The following is a 16106-nucleotide window of genomic DNA, read 5'->3' on the forward strand; positions in this document are numbered from 1 at the left end:
CCTTTCGCGAATCCTCCGCCCTGCTTCAATGCAACGCTACGCGTAACGCGCATAGAATGGCGTTTTGCCTAGCGTCCACCGCTTCACCCGTCCTGGAGATTTTCAATGGCTAAGCCCGCAAAGCGCGTTGCCGTCACCGGCGCCGCAGGTCAAATCGCTTACTCCCTGCTGTTCCGCATCGCGAACGGCGACCTGCTCGGCAAGGACCAGCCGGTCATCCTGCAACTGCTCGACCTCCCGCAAGCCCAAGCCGCCGTCAAAGGCGTCGTGATGGAACTCGACGATTGCGCGTTCCCGCTGCTCGCGGGCGTCGTGATCACCGACGATCCGAAGGTTGCATTCAAGGATGCAGACGTCGCGCTGCTGGTCGGTGCACGTCCGCGCTCGAAGGGCATGGAGCGCAAGGACCTGCTGTCGGCGAACGCCGAGATCTTCACGGTCCAGGGCGCTGCGCTGAACGAAGTCGCGAGCCGCGACGTGAAGGTGCTGGTCGTCGGCAACCCGGCGAACACCAACGCGTACATCGCGATGAAGTCGGCACCGGATCTGCCGAAGAAGAACTTCACGGCGATGCTGCGCCTCGACCACAACCGCGCGCTGTCGCAGCTCGCCGCCAAGTCGGGCAAGCCGGTCGCGTCGATCGAGAAGCTCGCCGTGTGGGGCAACCACTCGCCGACGATGTACCCCGACTTCCGCTTCGCGACCGTCGAAGGCGAGTCGCTGCTGAAGCTGATCAACGACGACGTGTGGAACCGCGACACGTTCATCCCGACCGTCGGCAAGCGCGGCGCGGCGATCATCGAAGCGCGCGGCCTGTCGTCGGCGGCGTCGGCAGCCAACGCGGCGATCGACCACGTGCGTGACTGGGTCCTCGGCACGAACGGCAAGTGGGTCACGATGGGCATCCCGTCGGACGGCTCGTACGGCATCCCCGAAGACATCATCTACGGTGTGCCGGTCACGTGCGAAAACGGTGAGTACAAGCGTGTCGAAGGCCTCGAAATCGACGCGTTCTCGCGCGAGAAGATGGACGGCACGCTGGCCGAGCTGCTCGAAGAGCGCGACGGCGTCGCCCACCTGCTGAAGAACTAAGCAGGCTGCACGGCCGGGCCGCCTGCGGGCGGCCCGGCCACGGCACGGGCGGCGGGGCTGCAACCGGCCCCGCCGCCCGATCCGATCCGGGCACGTTTTGCCGCTCCAGGCGCCCCGCGCGCCGGCCCAGAACGTGCCCGAATCCGATTTTCTCCACGTTGCCCGCTTCCTTGACGTAGAAGAGATGTCCGCGCTCACTCCTGCACAAGTGCTGTACGACGGGGCGTCGCCGCCCGCGATCCTGCCCTGCTGCGATCACTACGCGGGCAGCGAGAAGCTGATGCGCAAGTCGCTCGCGCTCCAGGCCGAACTCGGCCCCGTGTTCGACATCACGCTCGACTGCGAGGACGGCGCGGCCGTCGGCCAGGAAGCCGCGCACGCGCAGCTCGTCGCCGAACTCCTCGGCGGCGCCGAGAACCGCTTCGGGCGGGTCGGCGTCCGCATCCACGACTTTTCCCATCCCCACTGGCGCGACGACGTGCGCATCGTGCTGCGCGCCGCGCGCGCGCCGGCCTACGTCACGCTGCCGAAGATCGCGAGCGCCGCCGACGCGGCCGAGATGGTCGCGTTCATCGAAGGCACGCGCCGCGAGCTCGGCCTCGCGCAGCCGATTCCGGTGGATGTGCTGGTCGAGACGCACGGCGCGCTCGCCCAGGCGGCCGCCCTCGCCGCGCTGCCGCTGGTCGGCACGCTGAGTTTCGGGCTGATGGACTTCGTGTCCGCGCATCACGGCGCGATTCCCGATGCGGCGATGCGCTCGCCCGGCCAGTTCGATCACCCGCTCGTGCGCCGCGCGAAGCTGGAAATCGCCGCCGCCTGCCATGCGCACGGCAAGACGCCGTCGCACAACGTGACGACGGAAGTGCGCGACATGGCCGTCGTCGCCGGCGACGCACGCCGCGCGCGCGACGAGTTCGCGTTCACGCGGATGTGGAGCATCCATCCCGCGCAGATCCGCCCGATCGTCGACGCGTTCGCGCCGCGCACCGATGAAGTCGCGCTGGCCACCGACATCCTGCTGGCAGCGCAGGCCGCCGACTGGGGCCCGACGCGCCACGGCGATACACTGCACGATCGCGCGAGCTACCGCTATTACTGGTCGGTGCTGCGCCGCGCACGGGCGACCGGCCAGCCGGTGCCGGCCGAGGCCGCGCCGCTGTTCGGCCCGGCCGCCGGAGACGCGCGGTGAGCGCGCGCCGACACACGAATTTCATCGAATCACCGGGGCGCGAACCCGAGACGGGTTGGCGAAACGACAAAAAACGTAACGGAGCCCGAAAACCTGATATGAGCGCGGCCAAATAGGTGAAAATAGCGGCCGCTGCGCGCTTCCGGGGCGCGTGCAGTTTCAAACCGGCCGGCGGTGTCAGCTGCCGGCCCTTGTCAACTGATTATCGAAAGGTTCTGACTCCATGAAGAAACTCCTGATCGCTACCGCCATCGGCGCCTTGTCCGCCACGATGCTGGTGTCGGCTCCGAGCGCGTTCGCCCAGGATACGGCGACGACTGCGAAGAAGACGGCCAAGCGCCCGGCGCCGGCCAAGCGCATCGTTCCGCGCAGCAAGAAGGCACAGGCGCGTGCCGCGGCCAAGGTCGATCCGGTACCGGACGGCGCGGCCAAGTGGTCGTGCAAGGACGGCCTGTCGTTCGACCTCGCCGGCGACATGAAGCGTGACCAGGTCGTCACGGTTCACTGGGCGAAGAAGAACTACAAGCTGCCGCGTCAGGCCACGACGACGGGCGCCGACACGTTCTATGATCCGGCAGCAGGCTTCAAGCTGGTCGTGATCCCGAGCAAGGCGATGCTGTTCAGCGACGCGAACGGCGGCGAGCGTCTCGCCGACGAATGCGTGACGCCGGAAATGGCGCAAGGCACGCCGGCTCCGACGCAATCGAACGAGCTGAAGCCGGCAACGAACTAAGCGCGCTCTCCCGAGCTCCTCGATGTCCGCCTCGGTCTCCAACGTCCGCCCCGCTCCGGATACGGTACTCGTCGATATCGTCGACTACGTGCTGAACACCGGCATCGACAGCGCGCTCGCGCTGGAGACGGCGCGTCATTGCCTGATCGACACGCTCGGATGCGGACTCGAGGCGCTGTCCTACCCGGCCTGCACCAAGCTGCTCGGCCCCGTCGTGCCGGGCACGATCGTGCCGAACGGCGCGAAGGTGCCCGGCACGTCCTTCCAGCTCGATCCCGTCCAGGCTGCTTTCGACCTCGGCGCGATGATCCGCTGGCTGGACTTCAACGACACCTGGCTCGCCGCCGAATGGGGTCATCCGTCCGACAACCTCGGCGGGATCCTGGCGACGGCCGACTGGCTGTCCCGCACGGCCGTCGCGGCCGGCAGGAAGCCGCTCGCCATGCGCGACGTGCTCGTCGCGATGATCCAGGCCCACGAGATCCAGGGCTGCCTCGCACTCGAGAATTCATTCAACGCAGTCGGGCTCGACCACGTGCTGCTCGTGAAAGTGGCGTCGACGGCCGTCGTCGGCCGCCTGCTCGGGCTCACGCGCGACGAGCTGATCAACGCGGTATCCAACGCATTCGTCGACGGCCACGCGCTGCGCACCTACCGCCACGCGCCGAACACCGGTTCGCGCAAGTCGTGGGCGGCCGGCGACGCGACGTCCCGCGCGGTGCGCCTCGCGCTGATCGCGAAAACGGGTGAAATGGGCTACCCGTCGGCGCTCACCGCGAAAACCTGGGGCTTCTACGACGTGCTGTTCGACGGCAAGCCGTTCCGCTTCCAGCGCCCGTACGGAACGTACGTGATGGAAAACGTGCTGTTCAAGATCGCGTTTCCCGCCGAATTCCATGCGCAGACGGCCGCCGAGGCCGCGCTGCAGCTGCACGCGCAGCTCGCCGCGGCGGGCCGCACGACCGACGAAATCAGCCGGATCACGATCCGCACGCACGCGGCCGCGATCCGCATCATCGACAAGCAGGGCCCGCTCGCCAATCCGGCCGATCGCGACCACTGCATCCAGTACATGGTCGCCGTGCCGCTGCTGTTCGGCCGGCTGACCGCGGCCGATTACGAAGACGCGGTCGCCGCCGATCCGCGCATCGACGCGCTGCGCGCGAAAACCGTGTGCGTCGAGGATCCGCAGTTCACGAAGGATTACCATGACCCCGCCAAGCGGTCGATCGCGAATGCGCTGACGATCGAATTCGCGGACGGGTCGACGCTTGCCGAAGTAGCGGTCGAATACCCGATCGGCCATCAGCGACGCCGTGCGGACGGCATCCCGCTCCTGGTCGAGAAGTTCCGGACCAACCTCGCCCGCCGTTTCCCGGCAAAGCAGCAACAAGCGATTCTCGACGTGTCGCTGGACCAGGCAAAGCTCGAAGCGATGCCGGTCGATGAGTACGTCGACTTGTATGTGATATAGCCGTCATCTACAGGACTCTTTGTTTCCTAGCCTTAAACCCAGGAAAATCACCATGGCCCACAATCTCCACAAGACCCTCAAGGAATTCGACAGCGGTTCCGGCAAAGGCAAGTTCTACTCGCTGCCGCAGCTCGGCAAGGAACTGAAGACGAAGATCGAGCGCCTCCCGGTGTCGATCCGTATCGTGCTCGAGTCCGTGCTGCGCAACTACGACGGCAAGAAGATCACCGAAGAACACATCGAGCAGCTCGCGAACTGGCAGCCGACCGCGAAGCGCGTCGACGAGATTCCGTTCGTGGTGTCGCGCGTCGTGCTGCAGGACTTCACGGGCGTGCCGCTGCTCGCCGACATCGCGGCCATGCGCGGCGTCGCGGAGCGTTCGGGCAAGAATCCGAAGAAGATCGAGCCGCTGGTCCCGGTCGATCTCGTCGTCGACCACTCGGTGCAGATCGACTACTTCCGCCAGAAGGACGCGCTCGACCTGAACATGAAGCTGGAATTCCAGCGCAACAACGAGCGCTACCAGTTCATGAAGTGGGGCATGCAGGCGTTCGACACGTTCAAGGTCGTGCCGCCGGGCGTCGGCATCGTCCACCAGGTGAACCTCGAATATCTCGCGCGCGGCGTCCACAAGAAGACGGACGGCGGCGACACCGTGTACTACCCGGATACCCTCGTCGGCACGGACAGCCACACGACGATGATCAACGGCATCGGCGTGGTCGGCTGGGGCGTGGGCGGCATCGAGGCCGAAGCCGGCATGCTCGGCCAGCCGGTGTACTTCCTGACGCCGGACGTCGTCGGCGTCGAGCTGAAGGGCAAGCTGCGCGAAGGCGTGACGGCCACCGACCTGGTGCTGACGATCACCGAAATGCTGCGCAAGGAAAAGGTCGTCGGCAAGTTCGTCGAATTCTTCGGCGAAGGCACGAAGTCGCTGTCGCTGCCGGACCGCGCAACGATCGGCAACATGGCGCCGGAATACGGCGCGACGATGGGCTTCTTCCCGGTCGACGAAAAGACCATCGAATACTTCGAAGGCACGGGCCGCACGAAGGCGGAAATCGCCGCGTTCGAGAACTACTTCAAGGCCCAGAAGCTGTTCGGCATTCCGAAGGCGGGCGACATCGACTACACGAAGACGGTCACGCTGGATCTCGCCACGGTCGCCCCGTCGCTGGCCGGCCCGAAGCGCCCGCAGGACCGCATCGAGATCGGCAACGTCAAGTCGACGTTCACCGAGCTGTTCTCGAAGCCGGTCGCGGAAAACGGCTTCGCGAAGAAGGCGGACGACCTGAACGCGCAGTACACGACGAGCAACGGCGTCGACGTGAAGAACGGCGACGTGCTGATCGCCGCGATCACGTCGTGCACGAACACGTCGAACCCGAGCGTGCTGCTGGCTGCCGGCCTGCTCGCGAAGAAGGCCGTCGAAGCCGGCCTGACCGTCGCGCCGCACATCAAGACCTCGCTCGCGCCGGGATCGCGCATCGTCACCGAATACCTGACGAAGACGGGCCTGCTGCCCTACCTCGCGAAGCTCGGCTTCGAAGTCGCCGCCTACGGCTGCACGACCTGTATCGGCAACGCGGGCGACCTGACGCCGGAACTGAACGAAGCGATCACGAAGAACGACATCGTCGCGGCAGCCGTGCTGTCGGGCAACCGTAACTTCGAGGCGCGCATCCACCCGAACATCCGCGCGAACTTCCTCGCGTCGCCGCCGCTGGTCGTCGCCTACGCGATCGCCGGCAACATCACGCGCGACCTGATGACCGAGCCGGTCGGCAAGGGCAAGGACGGCTACGACATCTACCTCGGCGACATCTGGCCGACGAGCGAGGAAATCCACGCGCTGCTCAAGTTCGCGCTCGACCCGAAGAAGTTCGAGGACAACTACTCGAAGCTGACCAAGAAGGGCGACCTCTGGAGCAAGATCGAGGGCGAGACGGGCCAGGTCTACGACTGGCCGAAGTCGACCTACATCGCGGAGCCGCCGTTCTTCGGCAACGACTTCTCGATGGAGCCGGCCGATTCGATCCCGACGGTCAAGGGCGCGCGCGCGCTGGGCATCTTCGGTGACTCGGTCACGACCGACCACATCAGCCCGGCAGGCTCGATCAAGGAAGACTCGCCGGCAGGCAAGTGGCTGAAGGAGAACGGCGTGCAGAAGGCCGACTTCAACAGCTACGGTTCGCGCCGCGGCAACCACGACGTGATGATGCGCGGCACGTTCGCGAACGTCCGGATCAAGAACCTGATGATCCCGGCGAAGGCGGACGGCACGCGCGTCGAAGGCGGCCTGACGATTCACCAGCCGAGCGGCGAACAGCTGTCGATCTACGATGCGGCGATGAAGTACGTCGACGCCGACACGCCGACCGTCGTGTTCGCGGGCGAAGAGTACGGCACGGGCTCGTCGCGCGACTGGGCCGCGAAGGGCACGCAGCTGCTCGGCGTGAAGGCCGTGATCGCACGCAGCTTCGAGCGGATCCACCGCTCGAACCTGGTCGGCATGGGCGTGCTGCCGCTGCAGTTCAAGGGCGCGGACAGCATCCAGTCGCTCGGCATCACCGGCGAAGAGACCTACGACATCGAAGGCCTCGGCGACGACTTCAAGCCGCAGCAGGACGTCACGCTCGTGATTCACCGCAAGAACGGCGAAACGACCCGCGTGCCGGTGCTGCTGCGCATCGATACGCCGATCGAAGTCGATTACTACAAGCACGGCGGTATCCTGCCGTTCGTGCTGCGCTCGCTGCTCGCAGCGTAAGCGCGCGGCTTTTGCAGGTGCCGCAGCCGCCTCGCGGCGGTTGCGGCCGATTTGGATGCCCGACCTCGTGTCGGGCTTTTTTTTGCCTGCGCGGCGGTGTGCCGGCGCGCCGGTGCGTCATGCGGCCTTGTCGGCGCGCGTCCTGCCGCCTGCGGCCGGCCGCGCGTTCTTCTTCAGGTGCGCGCGGTTGTAGTCGATGGCCGCGCGAACGAGACGCTTCAGCGCCCGTTTGTCGAGCTTGTCGCCTTCGAGGAAATCGATCGCACGGCGCGCATTGCCTTCAAGGCCCGCATTGAACAGCCCGTCGGGATCGGGCAGCTGCGCGCCATGCATGAACGTGAGCTTCACCTTGCCCTTGTGCGCGTTCGCGACCGCGATCATCCCGGCGCACGACCACACCGGGCTGCCCATCCATTTCCACTCCTCGACGATGCCTTCGTCGGCGGCGACGATCGTCTCGCGCAGTTCGGCGAACGTCTTGCCGCGCCAGTCGGCGATGCCTGCGATCAGCGCGTCGATGCGAGCCGACGGTTCCAGGTCGGAGGCGCTCATGCACGGCCCTCCTCGTCGTCATCGGGGCGCGCGAGCACCTGCTCGAGCGACGCGAAGAACTGCGTCCAGCCGTGCTGCGCACCGCGGTACGCCTGCTCCTGATCCGCGCGGAAACCGGCCTGCTCCATCCGCAACAGCGTGCCGACCGGCGTCGGCGTGAGCGTCCAGGTGACGACGCTTTCCAGTCCGTAGGCGGCCCACGTGTAGGACAGCACGCGCTGCGGCTCGATCGTCAGCAACGTGCAGTCGACCGAACCCCAGTCCGCGCGGAAGCTGAACGCGCGGCCCGCGACGGGCTCGAAATCGCTCTGCATCAGCCATGCCTCGATCAGATGCGGTTGCGTGAGCGCACGCCAGACCTTCTCCGGCGGATGCGACAGTTCCCGTTCGACGACGACGGTGCGTGTTTCAGTGGTGGCCTGGTTCATTACTGATCCATCCTCTTGAGCAGATCTTCGAGCGCGTCGAACCGGTTCTGCCAGAAGCCTGCCATCTGGCTGGTCCAGTCGATCAACGGAGTCAGCGCTTGCGGCTGCGCGCTGTAGTGCGTCTGCCGGCCTTCGTGACGGTCGCTCACGAGCCCGGCCTGCTTCAGTACGCCTAGATGCTTCGACACGGCCGGCTGCGAGACGCCCGCATGGGTCGTCAGCGCGGCAACCGTCAGCTCGCCCTCCTCGCACAGCCGCTCGAAAAGCGCGCGGCGTGTTGGGTCGGCAAGCGTCCTGAAAAGCATGTCGTGAGCGTTTTGCATGTTTGAATTCATAACCCGATGGTTATGTATTGAAGGATATCGGCTGAACGAGGTAAGTCAAGGAGAAATTTTGCGGATGCCGAGGCGCACCGCTACTGCACGAGACACGCCTTGCGTCGGGTGCAATCGCACTGACAGCTGGCATGCCGAAGGTCTCGCGAACCGCCGCATCACGTCGGCGGCCTCACCCGTCCGGATTCGCGTGTTTGTTCTAATTCTCTTCGATCGTCGCGCGCTTGATGCCGTGCCACACATCACGCGGCCTCATATCCAGACGCCCATGCCCCGCAGTTGTCGGTAAAAATCGTCTTCCAGCAGGCGACGCCTCAGGAACGAACCGCCAAGCTGGACGAGGAACAGCAATACGAATCCGGCCAGGCATGCCCGGAACCATCCCGTGGATGCGCCGATGGCATCCAGCCCGGCCATGATCAGGATCAGGCAACAACTGCCGCCCACGCTGACCGACAAGCTAAGCCGACGCACATAGCCCGCCTCGACGCTAGGCACCGGTGCGCACTGCGCTCCGATCAAATTCAGCCGCACCTGTTGAGCACTCGGCGAAGCAACCAGTTGTGCGCCCTGGCCATGTGCCACCATCAGCGCCGCGAGCGCCTGAAGCAACAAGCCACTCACCGGCCCAGGTTTGCCGATCGCGCGATCGACATCATGCGTCGGTAGCGCCAGTCCGGCATCCTTGACGGCGCCGAGCGCCGCGTGACGGCTCTGGGGCGGCAAATCACTCAACCACACATGGCGGATGCGCCCGCGAGGCGTCTGCTCCGAAGCCAGTAGCGTTTCCAGCGCGTCCGCCACGGAATCGGACGGCATCGCAATCGGGCGGAATAACCGCGCCTGAGGCCTGAGCTTTCCCTTGCCGCTCTCGACCGCGCGCGGCGAAGCAAGCAACATCGCCACGGCGACCTCGGACCAGGCCGGCTCCGTGCCCTCCGCATGCAGTTGGCAGGCCAGCAATAGCCGAAAATCGGCTTTTCCCGCCTCGTCGAACCACGTCTCGATCTTCGTCTGCTTCGCACCGAAAGGCACCCATCCGAACTGCACGAGGTCGGGCAGATTCAGCTTCTTCCAGACCGCCCGCAGTTCGGTCAGATCTTCCTTGTCGGCGGATTGCAGGATCACGTCGACGGCCCGGGTCGGTGCATAACGTGCGAGGCTGGCCGCAAACGGCGTCACCAGTTGCTCCAATACCCGCCCAAGCCGCGACACCCCTGCCGAACTTTCCGTCACCGGCAAGGACAGGATCTTGCCGGGATTCATCGGCGCACTGCCCTCCAGGCCCAGCAGACGTTCGGCCAACTCGGGCTCAGGCGTCAACGCAATGCTGTTGACGATCGCCATGTGAGCTTGCGCCCATTGCCGCCATGCAGCCCGCTCGCTGCGGCACAGGAAATTCCACCAATCAACCCGCTCGATCCACTCCTCGTAGCCGACATAGATCACCCCGCACACGGCCCCCGACACCAGCAGCGGCAACAGCAACGCGCGCTCGAAGAAGAGTTCGGACATCACCGGCTTGCCCTGCTCCCAGTTGAGTAGCGCGATGAGCATGCCCGCGGTCTGGATGACGACGACGGCAAGCACGCCCCACCAGATCGACGGTGGCTTGCCGTACTGATACTCCCCGATGTCCGGGATCGTCCACGTTCGGCTCATGCGATTTTCATCCCTTTGCTGCTGGCGATCACCTGGCTGCCACACCGCGTTCGGCACATATGCACTGCCCATTTTCGGCCGCCTTCGCTGTAGCCCTCCGTGCACTCGATGATCGGGTTGTCGCCGTGCTCCGGGTACGAGACGACGTCATGCAGCAGCGCCACCTTGCGGCCATCGAGATCGAACGTCGATGATGCGGTCTTGACGACACCGCCGTGTGTCGTTGCATCGCCCAGGCATACTGGGTTTTTCATGATGGTGCGCTCCATGCGGGGTGGTGAAACCGAGTACCTCATTGGGGTACCAGCAGTGCATCCGGGTTAGTCGGCTTGATTGACGAATCGCAAGTGATGCGGTCCTGGCCCGAGGGCGTGCGAAGCCCGTCCGGCATTAGCTTTCTTTTGGATGCCCAAGCACCGTCCGATTCAAAGATTGGTGGGTGAGGCTTGCCAGGATCAACAGCACGGACAAGAGAATACTGCCGCACGCTTAAATCGTATTCCGGGCGATCCATTCTGTATTGATATTTCTTTGCTATAAACAGCTTGTCGCTTGTGGCTGCCACTATATAGTCCTTCGAATTCTCGAAGGCATCAAAGCCGTGCTCCATGTAAATCTTCGTAGCAAAGGTTTTCCCGCCGTCCGTCGAATACCAAAATGGCACCACGCAACCTTTTTCGCCGTTACCGCAAACCAATCCCTCCGGATAGGCCAGCGGTAAAACAATGTTCCCTCCAGTTGGGTCAGCATTAATGAGGCGCCCTTGGAAATTTTCAAACATGCCTCGCCCTAGATACTTTCGGATGCCGGCACGGGTATCGTTGTAGTAGGTTTCCCCGTGATGACAGTCCCGATAACGTTCCAACGTTACAAAACGGTGGTCATCAATCCGATAGATGATTTGCGGCGGCGAGTCATACGGCAATTCCTTGAGCGCTGAACTCATGAAGTCTCCGAGCCCGAAGCTCGAATGTTGCGGCGTCTGCGCCGTGCATCCCTGCACGAGAGCGACCAGCGCGATTATCGCAATGGCGTATCTCATCACGCTCCCCCCTTCCATTGCTGTTGCCTGAGTTGCTCAGCCTCGGCCTTGTTTTGTTCGTCCGCAACCGTGTCCCAATCGATGCAGGATGGTTTGATGATGTTTTGGAGTCCGCCAAGCTCAAAGTAATCGTCATAACCGAGCGTCCAGTCGGCGAGTTTCATCAGGCGGTTCCAGAACGCCGGCCTCTCATACGCATCACAGAAACCGATCGGCAGGTCGTAGGCGGCCACCCGACGCATGAATGCCATATGCTTGGGCAACGTGCTGTGATTGGTAGGCTCGGCGCGATAGGTGTTGAGTCGTTGCAGCATTTCGTCCTGCGTCCCAAGCCGGGTCGTACGCTTGGACGTATAAATGTCCTCGGTAGTTACGGTGCGCTTGGGTTGATAAATCGAGCGCATATAACGGTAGTCGGGATCAGCGTAGCTCCCGGTGCTGGGATCATTCGGATCGGGAACCCACTTACCCATTTCATCGACGCCTTTACGTGAATTTTCGAACTGTCGCATCTCGTCCGCCGTAACCGGCTGCGGCACCTCTTCAGCGTTGATCGTCACGGTCTTGTCGGGATGCGGCACCGCCCACAGCTTCAGGAGGGGCGTAAAAATAGTCCGATTGCCGTTCCAGAAATCGGTCGACTTCGCTCCGAGTACAAGCTTGTTTTCAGGAGTCGGCGGCAGCGTGCCGAACTTCTTCATTCCCGGCGCGTCGCCCACCGGCGTACCGCGCGCCAGCATGCGCTGCTTGACGGTATCGCCCAACTCTGCCAGCAATTTGTCATCCACGCCCTGCCAGCCGATGCTTTGCAGCGGCGTTGCGCCCATCACGCGATCGTGCGGCGTGAAGTACACGTACAGCCGGCCGTGATTGTCGCGCTCGTGCACACCGGATTTGCGCCGGTTGTCGGGCCGCCAGAAATCCATGTCCTCGGACGCGCCGCACTGAAGCTGCTTCAATTCCGTCTCGGTGAACACGTGCTTGTCCTGCTTGATCCGGTTTGCGATGTTCCGAAACGTGTTGATGCGCGCCTCCTGAGTAGGGCGTTCCGCACCACAGGTCAGAGCATCCGTGATCTTGTCATCGAGGGCATACGGCGAGTTCATCACGAACACTGCATCGGGCGCGCGTGTCTTGCATAAGGCGGTCGCCGCGAGCGCGATCATCGTCCCTTGGCTATGCGACATCACGGTCACCGTATCACGCGGACACTCGTCGCGAATCCGGTCGATCAGGTCGGCCAGACGTTGGGCCGCATGCGCGTAGTATGTGCGCGGCGGAGAGTCCTGCAGTTGGCGATCGGCCTCCGTGTTCAACGACTCCATATCGAACCTGAGCACGTGACGCTTGAATCCCTCGTGGCTCCACAATTGCGGCAGGTTGTTGGTGCCGTTCTGGAAAGGGCCGCCGCCCCAATACCACGGACCTGTTTCGTTCGTGCACGCGAGGGCCCACGCATCGAAGCCGCGCGGGTTGCGCATCGGGATGCGCCAATTGCGCTCGGTGCCGGGCATCGCGCTGTAACCCCAGTAGAAGCGGATCACAGGGGAGATGCCTTCATCTCCCTTCTTGACATACCTAGGTACGACACGTTCACCATCTGTCGTACTGTAGGTATTCGCCTTCAGATCACTCCGTTTCAGCCGTTCGTTGAGCCCTTGGCACAACGCCTGTTCCGCTTCGTCATACCACTCCCCCGTGGAATTAACGCCATGCACAAAGATGATCACGCCCGGCATGTGCGGCGGGATGCGGCACTCGGCGCGCACCTGAAAACTGCTCGGCGTGTGATAGGACTCCCAATAAGGTTGCCCGAGATGATCGCGCTGCATCGGCACGATGCGCGTTGCGGTGTCGTGCCGATAGGGCTTCGGCGTACCAGCATCGTCGCCCCTGTCGTCCGGCTGATTGGACTGGTCCGTCATGAATCAGGCTTCCTTATTGTTCTGAAGCAGCAACTTGAGCCCCCCCGCAACATCCTGCCGGCTCAACGAGGTCTCCCCCTTGTCGCTGGTTATGCCCTCGATAATCTGTCCGCTGGCGAGCTGAATCTTGTACGATCGGTTCGCAACCGGTCGGCCAGTGATGTCGTCGCTGAGAATGAACCGCTCGTCATTCGCGATATCGATCTGGTTGAACTTCGGTACCGGCAGCGACAGCGCACTCGGTCCTTCCTTCTGGATTTCGATGATTTTTAGGATCAGGCAGCCTGCCCCGCCAATCTCGACGTTGTCGCCCTGCACCTTGATGTAGGCCGTGCCGCCACCGCCGAGCACAACCCCGTTGGCAGCATTGACCGTCGTGGTGCCATCGGCACTGGTGATCCGCATGTCCTTCTGCGCCACCAGTTCCATCGCGTCCGACTGCGCCTGGATTTGAACCTTGCCGCGCGCGGCGTAGAGCTTGATGCCGAACTTGTGCGCAAACAGCGACAGCACCTCGCCCGCCGCGATCGCGACGTTCCGGAGCGCATTCACGTTGAACCGTGACGACGTACCGACACTCACGTCCTTGCCCGCCGATACCATCACTCGATCGGGCGTCGCCAGGCCAATGCCGTTCGGTGCGGACAGCGCGATCACGGCCGTCTTCAAGCTCGCCAGTTCGTCCTTCAGCCACGCGTTTTCCGCCCTCAGGTCCGCGATTTCCGCCTGCGCCACAGCTGCGGCATCGGTCAACCCCTGAGCCTGCGCCTGCGTCAGCGCAAACTGGTTCGTCGCCGGCCTCATGTCGGTCATCTGCCCGACCGCCTTCTCCTGCCTGTCGGACGACACCAGCAGACCACCGCCCGCGCGCACGTGCCCCCGATCGTCCGTGCGCAACTCGAAACCCTCGCCTCGCCGCTGCTGGTCCCGGTCCACCGTATAGCCCAGATTCAACTGCGTCTTGCCGTGCTCGGTCGCGACCTTGATGTGTTCCTTGCCTTTCCGGTCGTCCAACTCGACGGTGTTGTTCGAGCGCGTGCGAATCGTATTGCGCGTGCCCCACGGTACGCCCGCGACGATCGGATCCGTGTGTTGGGCGGTATGCAGCACGTGGCTGATGAACGGCAAATCCACGCAGCCCCACAGGAAGCTCACGCCGACCACCGTGCCCTCGACGAGCCCGAAGTGAAAACCGGTCTGGTTCGGCCCCGCGAACGGCTTCGCCAGCCGCATCGGGCAACTTTGCAGCCCCGGTGCCCGCGTGTCGCGATCCAGATGGAGATCGACGATGTATTCGCCCTGACCATCCAGATACGGGTCTTTCCAGCCGCCCGACGACGCGATCGTCCCGGTGATGACCCCGTCGACTCTCGGCCACGTTTCTTCCATCAACGGCATTCGATACTGGCGGTCGGACGGAATCGCGTCGAACTTCACGCGATACGCCTTCTTCCGGCTCGCGCCGCACGTCACCCGCACCACAACCAGCCCGTGCTTCGCATCGGGCAACGCCCGGCTCGACAGTTTCAGCACCGAGGCGGGCGTGAGGTCCAGCATGTCGCACTCGCCGCGATACGCGACCTGCCCGGCCAGCGCTGCCTCGCGACGCAGTTGCGCCTCCTCCTTCGCCTCGTCCTCGCTCTGATTCGGTGCTCCCCACGTATACGCTTCACCATACGTGGTGCGGTCGTCGCGGATCGGGCTGGCCGCCTCGATCGGATCCGATATCGCCGTTTCGGTGCTGAACGTGCGTACCATGTAGGCCGCCGACAAGGTCTTCGCGTGCATTTCGAGCGCGCTGATCGACTCGATGCCTCCGGCTTCCAGCCCGCCGTGCGGCCGGTACGCAACCGTCAGGCGTTCTGGATCGCGGCGATAGTGCGCATAGTCGTCGCCGAAGCGCACCCGCTCGCAACGTTCGCCTTCTTCGCACACGAACCAAATGCCCGAGCGTCGGCACAAGCGCGTAATGAACGCCAGGTCATCCTCGCCCCATTGCATCACGAAGCTGCGCTTGCGATAGGTCCGATACAACTGGAATTCGAAACTCGCAAAGATCCGGTTGAATTCATGCTCCCGCAGAATCCGCTCGATGATTTCGGGAATGCTCATGTCCAGAAAGAACCGGTATTTCGACGTATTGCGCAACAGCGCCAGACGCGATTCCAGCACGATCTCGTATAGCGACTCGTCGCGATTGGTGGCCTTCAGCGCAAAGCTCGTTACTACGCCTTGCACGCGTGGCGCGCCTTCCGGCTGGCTCCAGCGGTCACGCGGCGGCGGCTGGATCACAAATGCGCCCATCCGGTTCAGGAATTCGCTGCGCGACAAGTCGTGACGGGGATGCGTGAACTGGATCGTGTACTTCGTCGGCTCGCCGATCCCGCGCGCCCCTTCGAACTGGTAAATGTCAGCGAGCGCAGCAGCAGGTGCGCCCTTGAGGTCCAGGCTGTAGAACTGGTGAATGTTGACGCCCGCGCGCGCGGGTGTGTCGGAAATGGCCGTGCTCGCGGTCAAAGAGCCCTCCGAAAACGTTTGCGGAATAACCCGCGAGACTTTAACGGCGCGAGGGGCGAAGCCGCCATGGGACGAGTATGAAATTAGCAAAAGCCGGGATTCGAAGCCGAATCGATTAACGGGCTCTGGTCGAACACAAACAAACTTCGTACTTCCCAGATAGCAATTCGCTTGATTAGCACCACGCTGCTGGTGCATAGACCTTCACTACGCAACATGCCCGGTGCATCAAGGACAACGGGTCGTCGTGCCGAAGTGCGACCGAACGTCACCCTCGGGACGCCGACGACTCGAAAGCACTTCGTGAAAATCGGGATGGCCGGCTGATAACCGAACATGCAATACGAAAAGCTCCCGCTCGGCACTTCACGAAATATGCGTTGAGAG

The 16106-nt window shown here is 63.5% G+C and carries 13 protein-coding genes; 5 read left to right on the plus strand and 8 right to left on the minus strand.

The features are described from left to right. Positions 1 to 105 precede the first annotated feature (105 nt). The 5 genes from DIE16_RS05755 to acnA all read left to right on the plus strand — a co-directional run bounded on the left by DIE16_RS05755 (position 106) and on the right by acnA (position 7258). Positions 106 to 1092 (plus strand): malate dehydrogenase, encoded by a 987-nt coding sequence (locus tag DIE16_RS05755; RefSeq protein ID WP_044843799.1) that lies wholly within the window; start codon positions 106 to 108, stop codon positions 1090 to 1092. A gap of 184 nt (positions 1093 to 1276) precedes the next feature. Beyond that, positions 1277 to 2281, plus strand: coding sequence for a CoA ester lyase (locus tag DIE16_RS05760; RefSeq protein WP_124892010.1), 1005 nt, complete (start codon positions 1277 to 1279; stop codon positions 2279 to 2281). A 223-nt stretch (positions 2282 to 2504) separates the two neighbouring features. Then, the gene (locus DIE16_RS05765) at positions 2505 to 3014 is read left to right on the plus strand and encodes a hypothetical protein (RefSeq protein WP_044845313.1); all 510 of its coding nucleotides are present in this window, start codon (positions 2505 to 2507) and stop codon (positions 3012 to 3014) included. A gap of 22 nt (positions 3015 to 3036) precedes the next feature. Continuing rightward, on the plus strand, positions 3037 to 4488 hold the full coding sequence (locus DIE16_RS05770) for a bifunctional 2-methylcitrate dehydratase/aconitate hydratase (RefSeq protein WP_124521921.1): 1452 nt from the start codon (positions 3037 to 3039) through the stop codon (positions 4486 to 4488). Positions 4489 to 4540: 52 nt separating this feature from the next. After that, complete coding sequence (gene acnA, locus DIE16_RS05775) at positions 4541 to 7258, plus strand: aconitate hydratase AcnA (RefSeq protein ID WP_044845311.1); 2718 nt, start codon at positions 4541 to 4543, stop codon at positions 7256 to 7258. A gap of 117 nt (positions 7259 to 7375) precedes the next feature. On the opposite strand, the gene DIE16_RS05780 is transcribed toward acnA, so the two are convergent. The 8 genes from DIE16_RS05780 to DIE16_RS05815 all read right to left on the minus strand — a co-directional run bounded on the left by DIE16_RS05780 (position 7376) and on the right by DIE16_RS05815 (position 15719). Next, complete coding sequence (locus DIE16_RS05780) at positions 7376 to 7810, minus strand: DUF1801 domain-containing protein (RefSeq protein ID WP_124892011.1); 435 nt, start codon at positions 7808 to 7810, stop codon at positions 7376 to 7378. Further along, positions 7807 to 8238: an SRPBCC domain-containing protein gene (locus DIE16_RS05785; RefSeq protein WP_124892012.1), complete on the minus strand. Its 432-nt coding sequence runs from the start codon at positions 8236 to 8238 to the stop codon at positions 7807 to 7809. Before DIE16_RS05785 ends, DIE16_RS05780 begins: the two co-directional genes overlap by 4 nt. Continuing rightward, positions 8238 to 8561, minus strand: coding sequence for a helix-turn-helix transcriptional regulator (locus DIE16_RS05790; protein WP_124832402.1), 324 nt, complete (start codon positions 8559 to 8561; stop codon positions 8238 to 8240). The genes DIE16_RS05785 and DIE16_RS05790 overlap by 1 nt, the downstream gene beginning before the upstream one ends. Positions 8562 to 8825: 264 nt before the next feature. After that, entirely contained in the window at positions 8826 to 10235 is a 1410-nt protein-coding gene (locus DIE16_RS05795) for a hypothetical protein (RefSeq protein WP_124892013.1), read from the minus strand. Next, the gene (locus DIE16_RS05800; protein WP_124892014.1) at positions 10232 to 10489 is read right to left on the minus strand and encodes a PAAR domain-containing protein; all 258 of its coding nucleotides are present in this window, start codon (positions 10487 to 10489) and stop codon (positions 10232 to 10234) included. Before DIE16_RS05800 ends, DIE16_RS05795 begins: the two co-directional genes overlap by 4 nt. Before the next feature lie 38 nt (positions 10490 to 10527). After that, positions 10528 to 11181: a hypothetical protein gene (locus DIE16_RS05805; RefSeq protein ID WP_260434359.1), complete on the minus strand. Its 654-nt coding sequence runs from the start codon at positions 11179 to 11181 to the stop codon at positions 10528 to 10530. A 95-nt stretch (positions 11182 to 11276) separates the two neighbouring features. Further along, on the minus strand, positions 11277 to 13202 hold the full coding sequence (locus DIE16_RS05810; protein ID WP_124892016.1) for a DUF3274 domain-containing protein: 1926 nt from the start codon (positions 13200 to 13202) through the stop codon (positions 11277 to 11279). A 3-nt stretch (positions 13203 to 13205) separates the two neighbouring features. Continuing rightward, on the minus strand, positions 13206 to 15719 hold the full coding sequence (locus DIE16_RS05815; protein WP_124892017.1) for a type VI secretion system Vgr family protein: 2514 nt from the start codon (positions 15717 to 15719) through the stop codon (positions 13206 to 13208). Positions 15720 to 16106: the final 387 nt, after the last annotated feature.

The organism is Burkholderia sp. Bp9090 (assembly GCF_003857985.1).
GTDB lineage: Bacteria > Pseudomonadota > Gammaproteobacteria > Burkholderiales > Burkholderiaceae > Burkholderia.